General features: G+C 41.8%; 19 protein-coding genes, 2 tRNA genes, 3 rRNA genes and 2 riboswitches. Of the genes, 21 read left to right on the plus strand and 3 right to left on the minus strand.

What is annotated here, in order from left to right; genetic code table 11:
- The 8 genes from AT864_RS16975 to tsaD all read left to right on the plus strand — a co-directional run.
- A 23S ribosomal RNA gene (locus AT864_RS16975) occupies positions 1–112 on the plus strand; the annotation flags it as partial.
- Positions 113–327: 215 nt separating this feature from the next.
- A 5S ribosomal RNA gene (gene rrf, locus AT864_RS16980) occupies positions 328–444 on the plus strand.
- 44 nt (positions 445–488) lie between these two features.
- Positions 489–565, plus strand: a tRNA-Met gene (locus tag AT864_RS16985).
- 9 nt (positions 566–574) lie between these two features.
- Positions 575–650: transfer RNA gene (locus AT864_RS16990), tRNA-Asp, on the plus strand.
- A gap of 722 nt (positions 651–1,372) precedes the next feature.
- Entirely contained in the window at positions 1,373–1,831 is a 459-nt protein-coding gene (gene tsaE / locus AT864_RS16995) for a tRNA (adenosine(37)-N6)-threonylcarbamoyltransferase complex ATPase subunit type 1 TsaE (protein WP_066151125.1), read from the plus strand.
- Entirely contained in the window at positions 1,828–2,538 is a 711-nt protein-coding gene (gene tsaB, locus AT864_RS17000) for a tRNA (adenosine(37)-N6)-threonylcarbamoyltransferase complex dimerization subunit type 1 TsaB (protein ID WP_066151128.1), read from the plus strand. Before tsaE ends, tsaB begins: the two co-directional genes overlap by 4 nt.
- Complete coding sequence (gene rimI, locus AT864_RS17005; RefSeq protein ID WP_066151131.1) at positions 2,528–2,974, plus strand: ribosomal protein S18-alanine N-acetyltransferase; 447 nt, start codon at positions 2,528–2,530, stop codon at positions 2,972–2,974. The genes tsaB and rimI overlap by 11 nt, the downstream gene beginning before the upstream one ends.
- A complete protein-coding gene (tsaD, locus tag AT864_RS17010) occupies positions 2,971–3,984 on the plus strand; it encodes a tRNA (adenosine(37)-N6)-threonylcarbamoyltransferase complex transferase subunit TsaD (RefSeq protein WP_044743244.1) in 1,014 nt (337 codons plus the stop codon). The genes rimI and tsaD overlap by 4 nt, the downstream gene beginning before the upstream one ends.
- A gap of 402 nt (positions 3,985–4,386) precedes the next feature.
- On the opposite strand, the gene abc-f is transcribed toward tsaD, so the two are convergent.
- The gene (gene abc-f, locus AT864_RS17015) at positions 4,387–6,354 is read right to left on the minus strand and encodes a ribosomal protection-like ABC-F family protein (RefSeq protein ID WP_066151135.1); all 1,968 of its coding nucleotides are present in this window, start codon (positions 6,352–6,354) and stop codon (positions 4,387–4,389) included.
- A gap of 118 nt (positions 6,355–6,472) precedes the next feature.
- Between abc-f and moaC the strand changes: the two genes are divergently transcribed.
- From moaC to tatC, 4 genes are read left to right on the plus strand one after another with little or no spacing between them, the layout of a single operon-like run.
- Positions 6,473–6,961: a cyclic pyranopterin monophosphate synthase MoaC gene (moaC, locus tag AT864_RS17020; RefSeq protein ID WP_044743242.1), complete on the plus strand. Its 489-nt coding sequence runs from the start codon at positions 6,473–6,475 to the stop codon at positions 6,959–6,961.
- A 30-nt stretch (positions 6,962–6,991) separates the two neighbouring features.
- Positions 6,992–7,651: a redox-sensing transcriptional repressor Rex gene (locus AT864_RS17025; protein WP_044743241.1), complete on the plus strand. Its 660-nt coding sequence runs from the start codon at positions 6,992–6,994 to the stop codon at positions 7,649–7,651.
- The gene (gene tatA / locus AT864_RS17030; protein ID WP_080859420.1) at positions 7,648–7,800 is read left to right on the plus strand and encodes a twin-arginine translocase TatA/TatE family subunit; all 153 of its coding nucleotides are present in this window, start codon (positions 7,648–7,650) and stop codon (positions 7,798–7,800) included. The genes AT864_RS17025 and tatA overlap by 4 nt, the downstream gene beginning before the upstream one ends.
- 24 nt (positions 7,801–7,824) lie before the next feature.
- Positions 7,825–8,571 carry a twin-arginine translocase subunit TatC gene (gene tatC / locus AT864_RS17035; RefSeq protein ID WP_066151137.1) on the plus strand — a complete coding sequence of 249 codons (747 nt, stop codon included), beginning with the start codon at positions 7,825–7,827 and terminating at the stop codon, positions 8,569–8,571.
- 13 nt (positions 8,572–8,584) lie between these two features.
- On the opposite strand, the gene AT864_RS17040 is transcribed toward tatC, so the two are convergent.
- The gene (locus AT864_RS17040; RefSeq protein WP_183187243.1) at positions 8,585–8,782 is read right to left on the minus strand and encodes a YdiK family protein; all 198 of its coding nucleotides are present in this window, start codon (positions 8,780–8,782) and stop codon (positions 8,585–8,587) included.
- Positions 8,779–9,510 carry a CPBP family intramembrane glutamic endopeptidase gene (locus tag AT864_RS17045; protein WP_066151143.1) on the minus strand — a complete coding sequence of 244 codons (732 nt, stop codon included), beginning with the start codon at positions 9,508–9,510 and terminating at the stop codon, positions 8,779–8,781. Before AT864_RS17045 ends, AT864_RS17040 begins: the two co-directional genes overlap by 4 nt.
- A 784-nt stretch (positions 9,511–10,294) precedes the next feature.
- Here AT864_RS17045 and groES point away from each other — a divergent pair.
- The 9 genes from groES to AT864_RS17090 form a co-directional block, all read left to right on the plus strand.
- Positions 10,295–10,579, plus strand: coding sequence for a co-chaperone GroES (gene groES, locus AT864_RS17050; protein WP_044743236.1), 285 nt, complete (start codon positions 10,295–10,297; stop codon positions 10,577–10,579).
- An 81-nt stretch (positions 10,580–10,660) separates the two neighbouring features.
- Positions 10,661–12,289, plus strand: coding sequence for a chaperonin GroEL (gene groL / locus AT864_RS17055; protein ID WP_066151147.1), 1,629 nt, complete (start codon positions 10,661–10,663; stop codon positions 12,287–12,289).
- Between the two features lie 911 nt (positions 12,290–13,200).
- Positions 13,201–14,151, plus strand: coding sequence for a MoxR family ATPase (locus tag AT864_RS17060; RefSeq protein WP_044744999.1), 951 nt, complete (start codon positions 13,201–13,203; stop codon positions 14,149–14,151).
- A gap of 103 nt (positions 14,152–14,254) precedes the next feature.
- Entirely contained in the window at positions 14,255–15,361 is a 1,107-nt protein-coding gene (locus tag AT864_RS17065; protein ID WP_231734689.1) for a DUF58 domain-containing protein, read from the plus strand.
- A 2-nt stretch (positions 15,362–15,363) separates the two neighbouring features.
- Positions 15,364–17,517, plus strand: coding sequence for a transglutaminaseTgpA domain-containing protein (locus AT864_RS17070; RefSeq protein WP_066151152.1), 2,154 nt, complete (start codon positions 15,364–15,366; stop codon positions 17,515–17,517).
- Positions 17,518–17,549: 32 nt separating this feature from the next.
- Positions 17,550–17,651, plus strand: a riboswitch (purine riboswitch).
- Between the two features lie 78 nt (positions 17,652–17,729).
- Entirely contained in the window at positions 17,730–19,268 is a 1,539-nt protein-coding gene (gene guaA / locus AT864_RS17075; RefSeq protein ID WP_066151155.1) for a glutamine-hydrolyzing GMP synthase, read from the plus strand.
- A gap of 86 nt (positions 19,269–19,354) precedes the next feature.
- A riboswitch (purine riboswitch) is annotated at positions 19,355–19,456 on the plus strand.
- Positions 19,457–19,577: 121 nt separating this feature from the next.
- Positions 19,578–20,903 (plus strand): NCS2 family permease, encoded by a 1,326-nt coding sequence (locus AT864_RS17080; protein WP_044745002.1) that lies wholly within the window; start codon positions 19,578–19,580, stop codon positions 20,901–20,903.
- Positions 20,904–21,195: 292 nt separating this feature from the next.
- On the plus strand, positions 21,196–21,741 hold the full coding sequence (locus tag AT864_RS17085) for a GNAT family N-acetyltransferase (RefSeq protein ID WP_044745003.1): 546 nt from the start codon (positions 21,196–21,198) through the stop codon (positions 21,739–21,741).
- A 609-nt stretch (positions 21,742–22,350) separates the two neighbouring features.
- Positions 22,351–22,460 (plus strand): 16S ribosomal RNA (locus AT864_RS17090); the annotation flags it as partial.

Here is a 22,460-nt window from a genome sequence, read left to right on the forward strand (position 1 = left end):
CCATTGCATAAGCAAGTAAGATCCCTTGAAGATGACGAGGTAGATAGGTCCGAGGTGGAAGCGTGGCGACACGTGCAGCTGACGGATACTAATCGATCGAGGACTTAACCAATACGAAAAGGGGAGCAAGCTCGCTTGCATCCATAGGGCGTTCAAGCTTCTGACGGACAAGTCAGGAGACTTGGACAGAAGAAGCGGAAACGACCGTAGGATGCAGCTTGCGGAACTAGACAATACGAAAAGCGGAGCTAGACATCAAGAAAAGCACCGCCTATCCTTTCTTCTCTGATCTGTTATCTAGTTTTGAAGGAGCCATCCTTCGAATAGTCTAGTGACGATGGCGGAGAGGTCACACCCGTTCCCATCCCGAACACGGAAGTTAAGCTCTCCAGCGCCGATGGTAGTTGGGGCTAACGCCCCTGCAAGAGTAGGACGTTGCTAGGCTATCCTTTGTTTTTTTATAAATGTTGTTTGAATGATTTTATTGCCGCGGGGTGGAGCAGTCTGGTAGCTCGTCGGGCTCATAACCCGAAGGTCGCAGGTTCAAATCCTGCCCCCGCAACCAAAACAAAATGGTCCCGTAGTGTAGTGGTTAACATGCCTGCCTGTCACGCAGGAGATCGCGGGTTCGAGTCCCGTCGGGACCGCCATTGCTAGCGAAACAATGGGTTTCGTGTTTTTTTATGCCTTTTTCTGCTTTTTCACCCATTCCCCCTTTTTGATGAATAGAACCATTTTATTAACATCCTTAAGAATCCGAACTCTTAAGGATGTTTTATCTTTATTTGTCTCATGCAATATACTACACGGTATCATGAGCTTATCAGTAACCAGTAACATGTCTACCAGCCGCAAGAGTATCCCTGCAAATCCCATATAGACAGTGAAGAAGCTTTAGCTGAGGGCGTAAAAAAGATTTCTTACCATTACCAATATTTCTACTCTGATGACCAAAGCCCCTCTTGCTAACAAAATAAGTTTCTCTTTTTAGCGTCTATCATCTATCCAACACTGGAATCGGAAAGCGTTCAACAAACAAATTTCTGCTGATATCATAAGAAAGTAGCACCAGTTTACCGGAATGTGATACAATTTCAAGCGCAGGCAATAAAATTTAGTTAATGGTAGAACAAGCAGTTATAATCAAGTTTAAATCAGGTACGTTGGTTCACCAAAAGAAACTCTCTCAAGTTTTCTTTTTGATTAGTCTGCCAAATTGCTTAGCGATTAGACATGATTTCATATTCCTAACATAAATGTTGAACAACTTACTGAAAAATAAATCGACCTGTGGGGATATTGTTGAAGGAAATCCATATTTCTGTTGGGTACGTGAAAATGGCAAACAATGATTAAAGTTAGGTGACAGATGATGGCGATTTATGAATTAGTTATGCACTCAGCCGAGGAAACCATGGAATTTGCTGTTAGGCTGTCAGAACAATTGCAGCCAAAAGATGTGATTGCCTTAGAAGGAGATTTAGGAGCAGGAAAAACAACGTTTACGAAAGGGCTAGCTAAAGGGCTAGGCATTACGCGAGCCGTCAGCAGTCCGACTTTTACGATCGTCAAGGAATATAAAGGACGTCTCCCGCTTTATCATATGGATGTATACCGTTTGGAGGATACGTTTGAAGACTTGGGGTTCGACGAGTATTTTGAAGGTGATGGCGTTACCGTGATCGAATGGGCTCATTTGATTAAGCCCCAGCTTCCTGATGAATTATTGTATATCCATCTTTATCATCATGGAGATCAGGAAAGAAAAATGGTATTGGAACCCATTGGAAAACGATATGAACAGTTATGCAAGGAGATTATAGAGGGATGAAAGTATTAGCGATTGATACATCGAATGCTGCTTTGGGCGTTGCCTTAGTGGAAGGTTCGGTCGTTAAAGGGGAAATCCTCACAAATATCAAAAAGGATCATTCCACCCGCTTAATGCCCGCTGTCCAACTGTTATTGGAAAATTGCCAAGTTACACCTCAAGAACTCGATTTAATTGTTGTAGCGAAGGGACCAGGCTCTTATACAGGTGTACGCATTGGTGTTACAGTTGCCAAAACGTTAGCCTGGTCATTGAATATTCCGATTGTAGGGGTATCTAGCCTTGAAGTGCTCGCTGCCAATGGACATTATTTTAATGGGTTGATTTGCCCTTTATTTGACGCAAGAAGAGGGCAAATTTATACAGGGTTGTATCGTTATCATGGTAATCAGCTAGAATGTGTAGAAAGCGACCGAATTGTGCTATCAAGTGGATGGGCGCAATGGTTGCGGGAAAAACAGGAGCCAGTTTTATTTTTGGGCGGAGATGTTGCTCTCCATCAAGATATATTAACAGGGGTGCTCGGTTCATTAGCAGTGTTTGGCCCACCAGCGTTACAATTGCCGCGTCCAAGCGAATTGGCTTTTTTGGGGATGAATAGAACATCAGAGGATGTTCACTCATTTGTCCCTAATTATGTGCGCTTAGCTGAAGCGGAAGTTAATTGGCTTGCTAGGCAGAAGGAGCAAGAAAGCCATGGAAATTAATTTTCGGATGATGACGTTAAATGATATCGATGGTGTACTAGCGATCGAAAAGGCGTCATTTACGCTTCCGTGGAGCCGTGAAGCATTTTATAATGAGCTTGTTCACAATCAATATGCGAAGTATGTCGTCATGGAGCATAATGGGCATATGATTGGTTATTGTGGGATGTGGGTTGTTATTGACGAAGCGCATATTACCAATGTGGCTGTATTACCGGAGTATCGCGGTAAAAAGTTAGGCGAAGCGCTTATGAGAATGATGATGGAAATGGCTAGACAGCTGGGGGCGATAACGATGACGCTGGAGGTGCGTGTTTCCAATCATGTCGCACAGTCATTGTATCGAAAGCTCGGATTTTTAAATGGAGGCATTCGGAAGAAATATTATCCAGATAATCAAGAAGATGCTCTTGTAATGTGGGTGAAATTAAGATGAACAAAGATGTATATGTACTTGGAATTGAAACAAGCTGTGATGAAACAGCTGCAGCTATAGTGAAAAATGGAAAAGAAATCATGGCGAATGTGGTGGCTTCGCAAATTGAAAGCCATAAGCGATTTGGCGGTGTTGTTCCAGAGGTAGCCTCACGTCACCATGTGGAGCAAATTACCCTTGTGATCGAGAAAGCGATGCACGAAGCCAATCTATCTTTTGCAGAGTTAGATGCTATTGCAGTCACACAAGGGCCGGGGCTTGTCGGAGCTCTTTTAATTGGGGTAAATGCTGCCAAGGCGCTCGCTTTTGCGCATCAGCTGCCATTAGTCGCTGTGCATCATATCGCTGGGCATATTTATGCCAATCGTCTTGTGACGGAAATGAAGTTTCCGCTGCTGGCACTTGTTGTTTCTGGGGGGCATACAGAGCTTGTATATATGAAAGAGCATGGCTCATTTGAAGTGATTGGCGAAACAAGGGATGATGCAGCTGGAGAGGCGTATGACAAAGTAGCTCGAGCGTTGCGGTTGCCATATCCAGGGGGCCCGCACATCGATCGGTTGGCTCATGAGGGAAGAGCGACGCTCGATTTACCGAGAGCCTGGCTGGAGGACGGCTCATATGACTTTAGTTTTAGCGGGTTGAAATCGGCGGTCATTAATACGCTGCATAATGCCGAGCAACGAGGCGAAACAATAGAAATCCAAGATATGGCGGCAAGCTTTCAGGAAAGTGTCATCGATGTACTAGTCACCAAAACGATCAAAGCAGCTCAAGAATATCATGTGCGCCAAGTTTTGTTAGCTGGGGGAGTAGCGGCAAATCGAGGGCTCAGGACGGCGCTGGAACAGAAAATGGCCGAGCTGCAGGAGGTAGAGCTTGTCATTCCGCCGTTGTCTCTTTGTACGGATAATGCTGCGATGATTGCAGCAGCTGGAACGATATTGTTTGCACATGGAAAACGAAGCGAGCTATCGTTAAATGCTGATCCTGGTCTTGAATTGGAGTAAGACCAAAAATCCTCTGCGTAGTCAAGAGGATTTTTTTTGAGAAAATGTTTAGTTGTTAATATAATTATCCACATATTGTGGGTAATGTGGAAAACTTATCATGAATTAGGAATACCAAGTTATCTTTAACCACAATTTTTTGTGAGTATTTTTAGACTTTTTTGTGGATATTGTGGAAAATACGGTGAATAACTTAATTTAAAAGAAAAATTCTGTGTAAAAAAATGTGGATAGTTTTATTGGAGAATCCCCTTCTATTGCTTTTATAGCAATAGAAGGGGATCAAAATATTATAGTAAAAGTGTGTTAATCGACTAATAAACGATGTTAACAGTCTTTTCGATAAAGGCGGCTTGAAGATGGTGCAAAATGGTATAGGATCGTTATTGCTTTATTCAATGTTTATGATGGAGTCCGGGTCCCTTTATGTTCGGCTAGGGATGTATGGAGTTCTTCCCATTCTTCGATTAAGGCTTCTAAGGTTTCTTTCATCATTTCAATTTCTTTAGTGAGTTCTTGTGCCTTTTGAAAATCTCCATAGATTTCGGGATCGCATAATTGCTGTTCGCTCTCGCTGATGCTGTCTTCTAATTGACTAATTTCATTTTCAATTTCTTCAATTCGTTTTTTTCGTTGTCGTTCTAGTCTCTTTGTTTCCTTGTCGAGTTCGTATTGCTTCTTTATGGAAGCTCCTCCTTTATTATGCTTCCGTTGCTTCTCCTCTTCCTGAAGCTGCTTCAGTTCAAGCATTTCTGCTTTTTTATGAAGGTAATAATCATAATCTCCTAAATATTCAACGACTCCTTCTTGAGTGAGCTCGTACACTTTGGTAGCAATGCGGTTAATGAAATAACGGTCGTGCGATACAAAAAGAATGGTTCCGGGATAATCAATTAACGCGTTTTCGAGCACTTGTTTACTATCTAGATCCAAATGGTTAGTAGGCTCGTCTAAAATCAGGAAATTTGCTTTTTGCATCATGAGCTTGGCTAATGCCAGTCGTGCTTTTTCCCCGCCGCTTAATGCAAATACCGGCTTTAGAACGTCATCGCCAGAAAATAGAAAATTGCCTAATACGGTACGAATTTCTTTTTCTGTTTTTTGCGGATACTCATCCCAAAGCTCATCAAGCACTCGTTTATTTGATGATAAGTCTGCTTGATTCTGGTCATAATAGCCGATTTGTACGTTGGAGCCATACCGTAAGTTACCGTTTTGTATCTGAATTTTGTTTACAATTGCCTTAAGCAGTGTCGATTTTCCGATCCCGTTTGGTCCGACAAGGGCAATGCTATCGCCTTTAGTAATGCGGAATTGTACACCGCGGATCACAGGTTCATTAGGTGTATAACCAACGGAAAGGTTTTCGGCAATTAATACTTCATTTCCGCTTGGGCGCTCAATCTCAAAGGAAAAATTGGCTGATTTTTCTTCAGATATGGGTTTATCGATTCGTTCCATTTTTTCAAGCTGTTTACGGCGACTTTGTGCTCGTTTAGTTGTAGAAGCGCGAGCGATATTTCGTTGGATGAAGTCCTGTAACTTTGCCATTTCCTCTTGTTGTTTTTCATACAGCTTCCATTCGCGCTCAAGGTCTTCTGCTTTTTGCTGTAAATATTTACTGTAGTTTCCGATATATTTTTTTATGCTTGTCCGCGATAATTCATACACCTGTGTCACTACTTTGTCAAGAAAATAACGATCGTGCGAAACGATTAAAATAGCTCCTGGATATGTTTGCAAGTATTGCTCAAGCCATGTTAAAGTTTCGATATCTAAATGGTTTGTTGGTTCGTCCAAAATAAGAAGATCTGGTTTCATTAACAGCATTTTGCCCAGCGCCAAGCGGGTTCGTTGTCCACCGCTAAGCGATTGAACAAAAGTAGTGGTGTAATCATATTCAGAAAATCGCAGTCCATGCAAAACGGAACGAATGTCTGCTTCGTATTGGTATCCCCCTTGGTCTTTAAATTTTTCTTGCAGGATATCATATTCTTTTAGCAATTTATCGTAACGTTTTGGGTCTGCAAGAAGATCGGGATCTCCCATCTGCTGTTCCATTGTGCGCAGCTCTTGTTCCATTGCTTTTAATGGGGAAAACACGGTCATCATTTCCTCCCATATTGATAGGGTGGAATCGAGGCCGCTATCTTGGGCAAGATAACCGATCGTGACGTCTTTAGGTTTGATGATTTCCCCGCTGTCATATGACAGTTCGCCAGCCATGATTTTAAGTAGCGTTGATTTTCCCGCTCCGTTTCTTCCGACGAGAGCGATGCGGTCTTTTGACTGTATTTCTAATTTTATATTCGATAAAATAAGATCAGCGCCAAAATATTTAGAAAGTTGTCGTATTTGTAAAATGATCATTGTTTTTCACCTCTCGTTTTACTAGTGTATCGCAAGAGCTTTTACTTGGGCAATAAAACGAGTTAGAAAAGACAGACGGGAAAAAATAGTGTATAGTTTATAAGTGGAGGAGATATTATTGGCATCTTTTACGCATTTTAATGAACAAGGCCGCGCCAAAATGGTCGATATTACCGAAAAGGCGGATAGCGTGCGTGTGGCGGTGGCTCGGACAAGTATTACGGTGAGCCAGGAGATTTATGAAGGAATTGTCAGCCATTCTGTAAAAAAGGGAGATGTCCTTGCGGTTGCTCAAGTCGCTGGTATTATGGCGGCTAAAAAAACTGCTGATCTTATTCCCATGTGCCATCCTTTAATGTTAAAAGGAGTCGATATTCAATTCGAATGGAGGATGCATGAACAGAGCTGTGAGCTGATCATTACAGCGACTGTGAAAACGAAAGGGAGCACAGGGGTAGAGATGGAAGCGCTCACGGCTGCTTCGGTCTGTGCGCTTACGGTTTATGATATGTGCAAAGCGTTGGATAAAGGAATGGTGATTGGGCCAACATATCTCGTAGAAAAAGCCGGAGGGAAATCCGGACACTACCAGCGTAAAGCAAAGTAAGACGGTTTAAGTGAATGCGGGGGATTTATCATGAGCAATGAACAGCCGAAAATTCCACAGGCAACTGCTAAGCGATTACCACTATACTATCGTTTTTTAAAAAATTTATATGCTTCAGGAAAACAGCGAGTATCTTCAGCTGAATTAAGCGAAGCCGTTAAAGTCGATTCAGCAACCATTCGGCGTGATTTTTCTTATTTTGGGGCTCTTGGAAAAAAGGGTTATGGGTATAATGTTAGTTATTTATTATCGTTTTTTCGCAAGACGCTTGATCAAGATGAAATCACGGAAGTGGCGTTAGTCGGAGTCGGAAATCTAGGAACAGCATTTTTAAATTATAATTTTATGAAAAATAATAATACAAAGATCGTGATGGCTTTTGACGTCGATCAAGCAAAAGTAGGGACAGAAGTGGGTGGAGTGCCTGTTTATCACTTAAATCAACTGGAAGAACTCATCCATGAACAAATTTCTGTGGCGATTTTAACCGTTCCAGCGCATGCTGCGCAGTCTATTACGGATCGTCTTGTGCAGAAGGGAATCAAAGGCATTTTGAATTTCACTCCTGCACGCCTAAATGTGCCGGAAAACATCCGGGTGCATCATATTGATTTGGCCATTGAGCTACAGTCGCTTGTATATTTTTTAAAGAATTACCCATCTGAATCAAATGGAGTGAACTCATTGTGAAATATTTACTTATTTTGCTTGTTATTGTCTTATTGTTTGGGACGAAAAAACTTCCAGAGCTGGGGAAATCGCTCGGCCAGTCGCTAAAAGAATTTAAGAGTGCGACGAAGGGATTAACGGATGAAGAAGAAAACAACAAAAAAGCGTAACGATGAACGGTAGGATGGTTCCATATGAGCGATAAAGAAATGTCTGTATATGAACATCTTGGGGAATTAAGAAAACGATTGATTATTGTGCTGATTTTTTTTGCTATTGCTTTGACTGCCAGCTTCTTTCTTGTCGAGCCTGTGATTCGGTATTTGCAACAGGCTGATGAAGCAAGAGAGTTAACGATGAATGCCTTTCGATTGACCGATCCGATTAAAATTTATATGCAATTTGCATTTGTCATCGCTTTGATTATGACCGCACCGGTTTTGCTTTATCAAATTTGGGCCTTCGTCAGCCCTGGACTATACGAAAAAGAGAGAAAAGTGACACTTAGCTATATTCCATTGTCATTATTTTTATTTTTAAGCGGCATTAGCTTTGCCTATTTTGTTTTGTTTCCATTTGTCGTCCGTTTTATGCAAGACTTGGCGACAGATCTAGGCATCAATCAAGTAATTGGCATTAACGAATATTTTACGTTTTTGCTTCAGCTTGTATTGCCGTTTGGTGCGTTATTTCAATTGCCGGTGATCGTTATGTTTTTAACGCGTCTTGGGTTGATTACCCCTTTTTTACTGTCAAAAGGGAGAAGGTATGCGTATTTGCTTTTATTAATTGTAGCAGCGATCATAACCCCTCCAGATGTAATATCACAATTAATTGTAATGATTCCGTTGTCTTTTTTATATGAAGTGAGCATATGGATCTCAAGAATCGCCTATCGAAAAGTGCTTTTAGCGGAACAAGCAAGGGCTGACTTAAAATGAACGTCAGCCCTTTTTATTTTTGTTGATTTCGAATTCTAATATATAGGGTGATCAGTCGCAAAAATACACCGAAGTCTAAAGTGGCCAAGACCATTAAGGCAACGGTAGAGAAATTCCATATGCTCTCATGGGCGCTTTGAGTGGCTAAATAAGTGAATAAAGCCCCCATTAGAAAGTAGAACAACGCGGTGCTTAAAGGTGAAATTCTCATAATGAAAAGCCCCCAAATATAAATTGCATCTTGTCGGTTTCTTTTATGATTTGTTCGATATGATCAGCAAAGACGGTTTGCATCACGACAACGAACGTATTCATTGTCACATGAGCAAAGATCGGAACGAAAATACGCTTTGTTTTGGCATAAAGAAAAGCAAATGTAAATCCCATGGTTGAATACAGGAGAAGGTGTTCAAGCTCCATATGGACGACTGCGAACAATAAGGAACTAATCGTAGCCGCAATCAAGAAATTATACTTATTATACAGGGTGCCAAAGATAATTTTACGAAAAATCACTTCTTCTAGAATGGGCCCAATAACAGATGTGACGATCACAAGGGCCGGAGTGAGGCGAATAATTTCAATAATGGTTTTCGTATTTTCCGATCCTGCCTGAATGCCGAATAGACGATATTCAATATTGGCCGCAATGCCTTGGGCAAATAGCGCCAAAAAGAAGCCCCCAATCGCCCACACCCACGCGACAGATAATGGAGCACGATCGCGTTCATGGCGCTGCTTGATATCGTTGCGAAGGAAAAAGAGAACAAGAAAAAAGGTAATCGAAAAGCTGATGACGGCCCAATAGCCTGAGGCTGCTTCTACTGCATTATGAGAATGTGCTCCGACCCCAAGAAATACTAAGAGCGGGACGCCAGCTATACTAGATAGCTGCATGATGACATATGCTATAATGACATACCAATATTGCCGTTTCAATGGAAAATTCCCCTTTGCTAAAAAGTAATCGCTGCTTTTCGTATTGTAGCACATATTGGAGAAAAATAATGATTAAAATGTTTGAAATGGTAAGACAACAGGGGAGCGCGCTTTAGATGATTGAAGGATATAAAGCCAAGAATGTGGTAATCTTATGTTGGCGGAAAAGTTTTCAGTCTGTAAACGGAGCTGTATGATGAAGCTTTTCGTTATGAGATTTCGCCATGCTATTCGATTCATCAACGCTCGGTTAACGTTTTTAATTTTTCGTTTTGGTGGTCGAACTACGCTGCTTCACCAAACCATCAATGGCTTTAGCAACAATGTTGTTCGACCGGCTGACCGTTGAAATGCTTGCATGTGGACATCATTCGATTTATTTCATATTTCAAGTTGTTTGGATTAGACAATCCCCCTTTCCTAAGTAAAGGATAGGAAAAAAATTGAGCATAATCCACCAAAAAACCTCCCACCTCTACACAAAGTGTAGGTGAGGGAGGTTGATCTCCCATGAAAAATTCCCAGCAGAATGAACGAGCAGAGAAAAAGGAGAATGAAATGGTCTACCTGAAGGATCTCAGATTCCTTCGGGCGACAAATTTGATGTTTATATTTGCAGGAATGTGACATAATTGAAAAGGGTGCACAAAGTTGCAGATTTTTTTTGTATTTTTTACTTGCAAAAAAAAGGGAAGTTCATTAATATTATAAGTGTGTTAGCACTCGTTGATGATGAGTGCTAATAAAATGAGAATAAAAATTTTTGTTGAGGAGGTTGTTTTCCGTGTTAAAGCCATTAGGTGATCGCGTTGTGATTGAGCTTGTCCAAACAGAAGAAAGAACAGCAAGCGGTATTGTGTTACCAGACACTGCAAAAGAAAAACCGCAAGAAGGAAAAGTAGTGGCTGTTGGTACAGGACGTGTGCTTGACAGCGGTGAGCGTGTAGCTCCGGAGGTAGCTGTGGGCGATCGCATTATCTTCTCAAAATATGCAGGAACAGAAGTAAAATACGAAGGCAAGGAATATTTAATTTTGCGTGAAAGCGATATTTTGGCTGTCGTTGGTTAATCATTTCGTACGGCTTTCATAACATAGATATTTCAACAAATACTTAATGAAAATTTAGATTGCTGGAGGAGGTAATGGTTCATGGCAAAAGAAATTAAATTCAGTGAAGAAGCTCGTCGCGCGATGCTACGCGGTGTTGATAAATTAGCAGATGCAGTAAAAGTAACATTAGGTCCTAAAGGGCGCAACGTTGTATTAGAGAAAAAATTCGGTTCTCCATTAATTACAAATGATGGTGTCACGATTGCAAAAGAAATCGAATTAGAAGATCCATTTGAAAACATGGGTGCGAAGCTTGTTGCTGAAGTAGCAAGCAAAACAAACGACGTTGCTGGTGACGGTACAACGACTGCAACTGTATTAGCTCAAGCGATGATCCGTGAAGGCTTAAAGAACGTAACAGCTGGCGCAAACCCAATGGGTATCCGCAAAGGTATCGAAAAAGCGGTGGCTGTCGCAGTTGAAGAGTTGAAAGCAATCTCTAAACCAATCGAAGGCAAAGACTCTATTGCTCAAGTTGCTGCGATTTCTGCGGCTGATGAAGAAGTAGGCCAATTAATCGCAGAAGCAATGGAGCGCGTAGGTAACGACGGTGTTATTACATTAGAAGAATCCAAAGGCTTTACAACAGAATTAGATGTTGTTGAAGGAATGCAATTTGACCGCGGTTACGCTTCTCCATACATGATTACTGATACGGAAAAAATGGAAGCAGTATTAGACAATCCATACATCTTAATTACTGATAAGAAAGTTTCAAACATTCAAGAAATCTTGCCTGTATTAGAGCAAGTCGTGCAACAAGGCAGATCATTGCTTATCATTGCTGAAGATGTTGAAGGTGAAGCGCTTGCGACACTAGTTGTGAACAAGCTTCGCGGAACATTTACAGCTGTTGCTGTTAAAGCTCCTGGCTTTGGTGACCGCCGCAAAGCGATGCTGGAAGATATCGCGATTTTAACTGGCGGTGAAGTGATCACTGAAGAATTAGGTCGTGACTTAAAGTCTGCAACTATTGCATCTCTTGGCCGCGCTGCAAAAGTGGTTGTAACAAAAGAGCATACAACCATCGTAGAAGGTGCGGGCGAATCTGATCAGATTAAAGCACGCATCAATCAAATTCGTGCTCAATTAGAAGAAACTACTTCTGAATTTGACCGTGAAAAATTACAAGAGCGCTTAGCGAAATTAGCTGGCGGCGTAGCAGTAATCAAAGTTGGTGCTGCTACAGAAACAGAATTAAAAGAACGCAAATTGCGCATTGAGGACGCTCTTAACTCTACACGCGCGGCTGTTGAAGAAGGTATCGTAGCCGGCGGTGGTACAGCGCTATTAAACGTATATAATAAAGTAGCTGAAATCAAAGCAGAAGGCGATGAAGCAACTGGTGTGAAAATCGTTCTTCGCGCGATTGAAGAACCAGTACGTCAAATTGCGCAAAATGCTGGTTTAGAAGGTTCTGTTATCGTTGAACGCTTGAAAAAAGAACAACCTGGTATCGGCTTCAATGCAGCAACTGGCGAATGGGTGAACATGATCGAAGTAGGTATAGTTGACCCTACAAAAGTAACTCGTTCTGCGCTTCAAAACGCAGCATCTGTTGCCGCTATGTTCTTAACAACGGAAGCCGTTGTCGCTGACAAGCCAGAAGAAAACAAAGGCGCTGGCGCTGGAATGCCTGACATGGGCGGAATGGGCGGCATGATGTAATCATTGCCTAAATATCTTGGAACACTGGGGTTTCCCGGTGTTCCTTTTCTTTTTTGCCCACGAAATCGTCATCAATTGTCTAGAAGGCTTCTCGTAAGTTTTGCAGACCGAATCCCATTCTATTAAGCTTACATGGAAGAGCAGAACGTTTGGCATCATCAAGAGTCAGGCTGAAGCATTTTAACTTCCCTTCGAAAGAAGGCCCCCACTTCTAAGCGAAGCGTAGGTGGTGGGAGTATGTCCCCTCTAGTCATTAGTTATCTGACAAAGGAATCAAAAAAGCGATCATCTTTATGATGGTTGTGTTTCATCCATAAACTTCGACGGTCTTCATTTGGCTCAAAAGCGGTTCGTTTTTTCTCCTTATTACAACCTTTCTTTTGTTGACGGCAAGAGCGGTCCAACAGCCGTCCGTTTCCTTATGATAGAAAATAAAATGAACAGGTAGGACAACTTATGTTGCTGAGCGATTTCCGGCATCTTGTAATGAAGGGCTATGATCCTTTTGAATGTTGAATAATCAATGATTCGTGTTATGATTTTAGTAAAGACGAAATTTTCAGAAGAGATCAATCAAAACAAGGAGTTGAGATTTATTAGGTGAATAATAGTAGTGATAGACCTGATTTTTTATAAAAAGATGATCCGAGTAGCCGAGCATGTGAAAACAATAAAATCTATATAAAATAAATCATGCAGCTTAAAAACGGACCCAATCATTCTAGAAGGTAAGGTGACGGATGTTTTCACTAGTCAGAGAAGCTTGTGGCTAACCTCTTTTAGAGGCTCATCCTTCCAAAAATAAAATAACCGATTTCTTTTATTAAGAAAGAGATGGTCCTAGCATTCTAATCACCAAATGGTGCTGTCATGAATCATGATTAAGAACATTTCATTAGAGGAGAATGAACATGCCAAAAAACGAAGAATTACATCCGGTCATTGGTACAATGGTTGAAAATATCGAAAAGGTGATCGTGGGAAAAAGAGAGGTTGCTACATTAAGCATTGTTGCGCTGTTAGCGCGTGGACATGTGTTGCTGGAGGATGTTCCGGGTGTTGGAAAGACGATGCTTGTTCGCGCATTGGCAAAATCCGTGAGCGCCCAATTTAAGCGGATTCAGTTTACGCCGGACTTGCTTCCAAGCGATGTGACCGGCGTATCGATTTATAATCCAAAAGAAGGCCAATTTGAATATAAACCAGGTCCCGTTATGGGGAATATTATTTTGGCTGATGAAATTAATCGAACGTCTCCTAGAACGCAATCGGCCTTGCTAGAGGCGATGGAGGAGGGAAGCCTAACGGTGGATGGTGTAACAAGGCCATTGCCGCGTCCTTTTTTTGTTATGGCGACGCAAAACCCCATTGAATATGAAGGAACCTACCCTCTTCCTGAAGCGCAGCTCGATCGTTTTTTGCTGAAGCTAAACATGGGATATCCCTCCATACAAGAAGAGATGGATATTTTGAACAAAACCGAAAAGGTGGTTCCTATTGATCAACTGCAACCAGTGATCACCATCAAAGATTTGCTTTTGTTGCAGGAAAAAGTACAGGAAGTGTATGTAGATGAACGTGTGAAACGCTATATTGTTGAAATCGTCCAACGAAGCCGTTCCCATGAGTCGATCTATTTAGGAGTCAGTCCGCGTGGATCGGTGGCATTAATGAAAGCTGTACAAGCATACGCATTCGTGCATGGACGTGATTTTGCCCTTCCAGATGATGTGCAATCTTTAGCTCCTTATGTCCTTGCGCATCGGATCATTTTGAAAGCTCATGCGAAATTTGATGGAATTTCTGCAGGGCATATCATTAGTGAAATTATTTCCAGAACGCCAGTGCCGGTGCAAAGGTAGGGACAGCCTGATGAAAAAACACAGGAAAAATTTGTGGCAATTCATAAGGGTGCTTGGATTGTTGGCGATTCTTTTTTCATATGCGATGTTTCAGGGAGGCTTCGTGAGCTGGTTTTTATTCTACAGTTTCCTCCCTTTTGGACTGTACGCTTTCGTTTTAATATTTTATCCCCTCCATTCGATAAAAGTAAAACGAACCTTTAATCAGAAGGTGTATTATTACGCAGGTGAAAAATTGCGGGTCACTGTGCAAATCGATTTACCGCGTTTTTTTCCGCTCATTTATATACTAGCCGAAGAAAAGCTGCCGCCGTCCTTAGCAAAAATGACGCCTTTTCGTACAGTGTTAATGCCCTTAGGACGGCGTATGTGCACATATGTATATGAAATGGATGAATTGCCGCGTGGAGAGCATATTTTCTCGGCCATTCATTTCAAAATCACCGATTTACTGGGAATGGTGGCAAAAGAAGCGATCGTTTCCACTGAAGATAGCATCCTTGTCTATCCGCGCTATGTCGAAATGAACGCTCGGAAAATGGGACAACAGTTGGATGACGGGTCTGTTGTATCGCCGCTTCCGCTCCATCGCGATACGGCAATGGCGATCGGCGCTCGCGAGTATACACAAGGAGACCGCTTTTCATGGATTCATTGGAAAGCATCGGCACGAAAAAACGAATTGATGACAAAAGATTTTGAAGAAAGGCAGAGCGAGGATCTTATGGTCTTTTTGGATCGCACTCCTACAGCCTTATTTGAAGAGGTTGTCACATTTACCGCTTCCTTTGTTCGAATGACGGTAAAAGCAGGAGTGAAAACCGGTCTCGTATCGGTAGGAAGGGATCGCATCGTGATTCAAGCGCAAAATGGAGAGACGCATTTACAGCGGTTATTTTATCACTTAGCGAAAGTGGCCTGTGATAGTCAGGAATCATTTGCACGCATCATGTATCGTGAGACTATGCAGTGGCCGTTATCGTTTTCCTTTTGCTGCATCACGTCGCAGCTGTATAAAGAAACTGCTTCCATCATGGCTGATTTAGCTTCGAAAAATCGCCGCGGTACGGTGGTTTTAATCAAAAAAGCAGAAGGCCAACTATCGAAAGAGGAGCGAGAATGGATCGAGATGCTTAGAAAAAAAGGGGTCACTGTAAAGGTAACGATGCCCCAGCACTTTGCTAATGCTTTCGTTGAGGGTGGGAAGTAAACGTGGAACAAAGCCGGATCAAAACATTTGCATACTATTTGTTCGCTTTTTGGCTGCTATGGGAATGGCTTGCGCCGCTAAATGTTGTATCGGATACAAAAAATATTCAAGTGTTTATTGTATTTGTTGCTTTTTACTTTCTTTTAGAGCTGTTGCGAGTGCCGCTCTGGCTGTCGGTATGTCTAAAAATCGGTTATCTTTTCTATGCGCTTAACGATTTGTTTTTTCATGCTCCATTTTTGTCCTTCCAATGGCTTTTCATGTTTGGAGAAGAAGCCGTTTATCATCTTTCATTAATCCGTCATTTTCAATGGGAAGACATGACCGATCGATTTCGTACTTTCCTATTTTTTCTGATGCTGTGGATGATGTGCTATCTTGTGCAATATTGGCTTGTTAAACAGAAACGGATCTGGCTGTTTTTAGTGATGACTTTTATCTATGTCGCGGTGCTGGACACGTTTACCCCTTTTTCGGGGACTGGGGCGATTGTCCGGCTGGTAGGAGCAGGTTTTTTTCTATTAAGCTGGCTCCATTATGAGCGTTTGCCAGCAGCAAAGCAGCCTGCAAAGTGGTTGGTCATGGGGGCTTTCGCAGTAGGCGCTGCACTGCTTTGCGGGTACGCGGGCCCTAAGCTGGCTCCTCAATGGCCTGATCCTGTTGCATTTATTAAAAGCTATGCAGCGGAGGACCGCGAACAAGATCCGAACCAGTTTGCTGTTAAAAAGATCGGTTATGGAAACAATGATTCGCAATTAGGCGGTCCGTTCATTGCTGATAATACCGTCGTTTTTACAGCGGAGGATGAAGAAACTCATTATTGGAGAGTGGAAACAAAGGATATTTATACGGGAAAAGGGTGGAATATTAGTGACAGTGTTCAAGTGAAGACATTTGAACAAGAGAATAACGTTCATCAATGGTTTGAAAATAGCGTTGAGAAAAAGCGGTTGGCAGCGCATGTGCGGATGGTTCAGCCGGCTTCTTATTTGGTTTATCCAGAGGGATTAAAAACCATTCATGCTTCAAAAGATATCGTCTTTCGCATGGAAGCGGCCAATGAAAAAATTTATCCGACAGATCGTGAGTCTTATCTTGTTCCTTTGCAGGAATATGAATTGACTTATGAATATCCGACCTTTTCGATTGAAAAATTGAAAGTCTCCCCTCCAGTAACAGATGAACAGATCTTAAAAAGGTATACACAACTTCCGGATCATTTGCCGAAAAGAGTTCAAGAGCTGGCTCAGCAAATTACAAAACAAGCAGCAACAACTTATGAAAAGGTAAAAGCCATTGAGCAATATTTTCATTTGAACGGTTTTGCCTATGAAACAAAGGATGTAGCTGTGCCAAGAAGAAATCAGGATTATGTCGATCAATTTTTATTTGAGACGAAAAAAGGGTATTGTGATAATTTTTCAACGGCCATGATTGTCTTGCTTCGTTCGATCGATATTCCCGCACGCTGGGTAAAGGGCTATACATCGGGGCAATGGGTCGATGAAACAGACAACGGCAAAGATCTATATCGAGTGACGAACAATAATGCCCATTCATGGGTGGAGGTATATTTTTCTAGAATTGGCTGGGTTCCATTTGAACCAACTCAAGGGTTTAATAATCCATACGAGTTTACGGAAGCTGAATCAGCTGTCGAATCAACTCCAGTTCCTGAACAGCAGCAAACACAAACGGCGCCGAATCGTACAAGGCTGGAGGAACAACTGCAGCAGGATCGTCTTTCATCATCGCCGCAGCAGAACCAAGAACGCTTGCTTTCGATCGTCAATTGGAAGAGCGTTTTATCTCTAACGGTTTCGTTGATGGTTCTTACTATTCTGTTATATGGAACAAGAAGAAAATGGTGGCCGTATATCACATTGCTCCAGTTTAAATATCGGCATGGTGGAGATACATTTGTGAAAGCTTATGACGCATTGCTCCGCCATCTGAAAAGCTGCGGTTTAAAACGGAAGGAAGGGCAGACGTTGCGCCAATACGCAGCTTACATTGATAATTGGTTTGGGACGAATGAAATGAGCCAGCTAACACAGCTATATGAACGGGTGATTTATAAAAATGAAATAGTCGATCAGCAATGGGAAGAAGTGAAAGAATTATGGGAAAATTTAATTAAAAGAATAGCATCTTGACCGTAAAGGGAAAGAGTTGATAGAATGAATTAAAATTTAAGACGAAATCCCTTCGTATATCCTCGATAATACGGTTCGAGAGTCTCTACCGGGACACCGTAAATGACCCGACTACGAAGGCAGATGATGCTCTGTGCTAGAATTCTGCCTTCGTTTTTTTATGGAAGAAGGTAAGGATTCTAGTTTTTTATTACTCGATTGAGGTGATCATTGTGCAACAAAACCATGAAATAATCGTGGTGCTTGATTTCGGAAGCCAGTATAATCAATTGATTACTCGGCGCATTCGCGAGTTCGGTGTATATAGTGAGCTTCATCCGCACACGATTACTGCCGAAGAAATTCAAGCTTTGAACGCGAAAGGAATTGTGTTTTCGGGCGGACCGAATAGCGTATACGATGAAAACGCGTTTACATGCGACCCGAAAATTTTTGAACTAGGTGTGCCGATTTTAGGAATTTGTTATGGCATGCAGTTAATGACTCACCATTTAGGCGGGAAAGTGGAAAAAGCGACACATCGGGAATATGGAAAAGCAACAATCGAGGTGCAGCACGCTTCAAAATTGTTTGAAACACTCCCTTCCGAGCAAGTCGTTTGGATGAGCCATGGAGATTTAGTAACTGAAACTCCGGCTGGATTTACGGTCGATGCGACAAGCGTCTCATGTCCGATTGCGGCGATGAGCGATGAATCAAGACAGTTTTATGCGGTGCAGTTTCATCCAGAGGTGCGCCATTCCGTCTATGGGAACGATTTATTAAAGCGCTTTGTTTTTGATGTTTGCCAATGTCGCGGGGATTGGACGATGGAAAGCTTTATTGACAATGAAGTTCGCAAAATCCGCGAGCTTGTCGGCGATAAAAAGGTGCTTTGTGCCTTAAGCGGAGGCGTTGATTCTTCTGTTGCGGCCGTGCTGGTGCATCGCGCGATTGGCGATCAATTGACATGTATTTTTGTTGATCATGGTTTGCTACGCAAAGGAGAAGCGGAAAGCGTGATGAAAACGTTCCGTGAAGGGTTTCACATGAACGTGATCAAGGTCGATGCGAAAGAGCGCTTTTTAAGCAAGTTGCATGGCGTGTCTGATCCAGAGCAAAAACGCAAAATCATTGGCAACGAATTTATTTATGTGTTTGACGATGAGGCGGCCAAGCTGGAAGGAATCGAATTTTTAGTACAGGGAACGCTGTATACGGATATTATTGAAAGCGGAACAGCGACAGCACAAACCATTAAATCGCACCATAATGTGGGCGGTTTACCGGAAGATATGAAATTCAAGCTTATTGAACCTCTTAATACTCTTTTTAAAGATGAGGTGCGTGCTCTTGGAACGGAACTAGGCATTCCTCATGAGATTGTTTGGCGTCAGCCGTTTCCGGGGCCAGGATTAGGCATCCGCGTGCTCGGCGAAGTAACGGAAGAAAAGCTGGAGATCGTGCGTGAATCAGATGCCATTTTGCGCGAAGAAATTAAAAAAGCTGGATTGGATCGTGAAATTTGGCAATACTTCACCGTTCTTCCTGACATTCGAAGCGTTGGTGTGATGGGAGATGCCCGTACGTATGATTATACAGTGGGGATTCGTGCGGTAACGTCGATTGACGGAATGACAGCAGATTGGGCACGGATTCCATGGGATGTACTTGAAATCATCTCTACACGTATTGTAAATGAAGTACCGCATGTGAATCGTGTGGTTTATGATATTACAAGCAAACCGCCTGCGACGATTGAGTGGGAATAAAAACGAACAAAAACGAACATTTTATAAAAAATGTTCGTTTTTTTATTGACCACCTTGATTTCGATTGATACAATAGAAATGCAAAAACGAATATTGTCAAAATGCGTCGTATAATCTCGGGGATATGGCCTGAGAGTCTCTACCAAGCTACCGTAAATAGCTTGACTACGGGGTATAATGAAGGAGAAAGTAGGTCTTCTTTATATGCTGTGTTAGAAGATGGTTCTTTCTTTATGTTCGTTATCCTTATAGTCAACGCTTCTGGTAGCATACCGGAAGCGTTTATTATTTTTTAAGGGGGATCGAGAAGTGAGAAAGTATTTCCGATTTGATGAACTCGGCACAAATTACCGCACGGAAATTATAGCGGGGATCACAACGTTCTTATCAATGGCTTATATTTTATTCGTCAACCCTTTTACACTTTCGTTAGGTGCGGTAGAAGACTTTCCAAATGAATTGCGGATTGACCAAGGGGCCGTGTTTGTGGCAACAGCGCTAGCGGCTGCATACGGTTCGATCATGATGGGGATTTTTGCGCGATACCCAATCGCTTTAGCGCCAGGGATGGGATTGAATGCGTTTTTTGCATTTACCGTTGTTCTTCATATGCAAATCCCTTGGCAAACAGCATTAGCTGGGGTATTTGTATCTGGAATTATTTTTACGATTCTTTCTCTGACTGGTATTCGAGAAAAAATTATTGATGCTATTCCGATCGAATTAAAATACGCGGTCGGTGCCGGAATTGGTTTGTTTATTACATTTATCGGTTTGCAAAATGCCGGAATTATTGTTGATAACTCGGCGACGCTGGTAGGATTGAGCGATTTAAAAAAAGGTGATACATTATTAGCGATTTTTGGCTTATTTATTACAGTGATTTTAATGGTGAGAAAAGTAAATGGCGGTGTTTTTTATGGCATGGTCATTACAGCGATTGTCGGTATGATCTTTGGTTTAATCAAAGTGCCGCATCAAATTGTTGGTGCGATTCCTGACATTTCACCGACGTTTGGCATGGCCATCAAGCATTTGCCAGATATTTTCTCGTGGAAAATGATAGGCGTTGTTTTAACCTTCTTTATCGTTGACTTTTTTGATGCAACAGGCACGCTCTTGGCTGTTGCGAATCAAGCAGGATTATTAAAAAATAACAAATTGCCTCGTGCAGGGAAAGCCTTGCTTGTGGATGCAACAGCTGTGTGGGTTGGTTCTATTTTCGGGACATCGACGACGACTTCTTATATCGAATCTTCCGCTGGTGTAGCAGCAGGAGGGCGTTCAGGATTTTCCGCAGTGGTGACAGGCATTCTATTCTTGCTTGCTCTCTTCTTCTCGCCGCTGTTGAGTGTTGTTACTTCAGCTGTTACTGCGCCAGCGCTGATTATTGTTGGTGTTTTGATGGCATCATCGATTGGCGAGATTGATTGGAAAAAATTCGAGATTGCGGTTCCAGCCTTCTTTACGTTGATTACAATGCCGCTTTCTTACAGCATTGCCACAGGAATTGCAGTTGGCTTTCTTTTCTATCCAATTACTATGATTTTGAAAGGCCGAGGAAAAGAAGTTCATCCGATTCTTTATGTATTGTTCTTTGTTTTTCTTGCTTACTTTGTGTTTTTAAGAGAGTAGAACAGATTGAAATGATCGAGACCAATTCGTTTAACTGCGAATTGGTCTTTTTGTTATGAACCTCCCCACCTACACTCCATTTAGAGGTGGGCGACTTCTTGTGAATGTGTTAAATCCAAATACGATAATGCCATGCTTCTATCTACAAAAAAGATTTTTGGTCCAATTTTTGGATAAATATGTTAAAATGATTTTTAATACCATATTTATCACGAAGTCTTTCGTCTCTAAGTGGAGTAAAGGTGGAAGAGGTCCGCTTATCGTAAAAACACAAGGAAAAGGGGGAATACATATGTTTATTTGTTCTATTGATCGGGATGTTTATTTGAAGTTGTTAACACGTGAAGACGCAGAGCGTTTGTTTGCTTTAGTTGACTCATGCAGACCGCATTTGCGGCGGTGGTTGCCTTGGGTTGATGCCGTGAAAGCAGTAGAAGATTCCAGAGCGTTTATTGAAGGGACTTTGAAAAAATTCGCAGCGGGCAATGGATTTGAAGCGGGAATTTGGTATAAAGGGGTACTTGCAGGGGTCATCGGTCTCCATTATATCGACCGCAACAATAGAAAGACGAGCATCGGCTATTGGTTGGGCGAACCGTTTCAGGGGCTTGGATTGATGACAAAATCATGTAAGGCTTGCATTGATTATGTTTTTCAAGAGTTGAAATTAAATCGGGTTGAAATTCGTTGCGCAGTAGAAAATCAAAAAAGCCGAGCCATTCCAGAGCGTTTAGGCTTTGTTAATGAAGGAACCATAAGAGAGGCAGAATGGCTTTATGACCATTTTGTTGACCATATTGTATACGGGATGATTGCGAGTGAATGGAGAGCCCGTTAGAAAGTGACGGATCGTGTCTCACGATTTTTTCGTTTCAATAAAAAACGGAGCATATGGAGAAATTTAGGTGCTTCATACATAATGAATACAGCCTAGGTGCGGGTGGATCGTTGCGTGCAAATGTAAACTTGCTGGATAAGGAAAATGGTCGATATGCCGCTTTAAAGAGCCATCAATGATCTAAAAGCGGCGTTCCGACCTTTATCGCGCGGATGTGTGACGAAAAGGGAAGTGGTTGTACTCGTATTTTGACCACGAGTTTTTATAAATAACTGTTCACTCATATTTATATATAGTACAAGAACAACATGAGAATGATGAATGTGCATAGCAGAAGATGAATTTTTTGATGCAATAAACATAAAAAAAATAACATAAATTTAACTATTGACTCATTACACAAATCGGTGTTATATTATTAAAGCCGTTGCGAAACGGTGTAAGAAAAATAAAAAAAAATAGTTGACACAAAAAAAGATAAATGTTATATTAATAAAGTCGCTCTTGAAAGAAAAGCGAAAATGTTCTTTGAAAACTGAACAAAACGAAGCGTTAATCGAAAAGTTTCGGTATGGCAAACCGAAATTTAGAAAATAGCCAATCAACTTTCTTTTGGAGAGTTTGATCCTGGCTCAGGACGAACGCTGGCGGCGTGCCTAATACATGCAAGTCGAGCGGACCGAATAGAAGCTTGCTTCTGTTTGGTTAGCGGCGGACGG

Origin of the sequence: Anoxybacillus sp. P3H1B (assembly GCF_001560855.1) — a bacterium.
GTDB classification, from domain to species: Bacteria; Bacillota; Bacilli; order Bacillales; family Anoxybacillaceae; genus Anoxybacteroides; species Anoxybacteroides rupiense.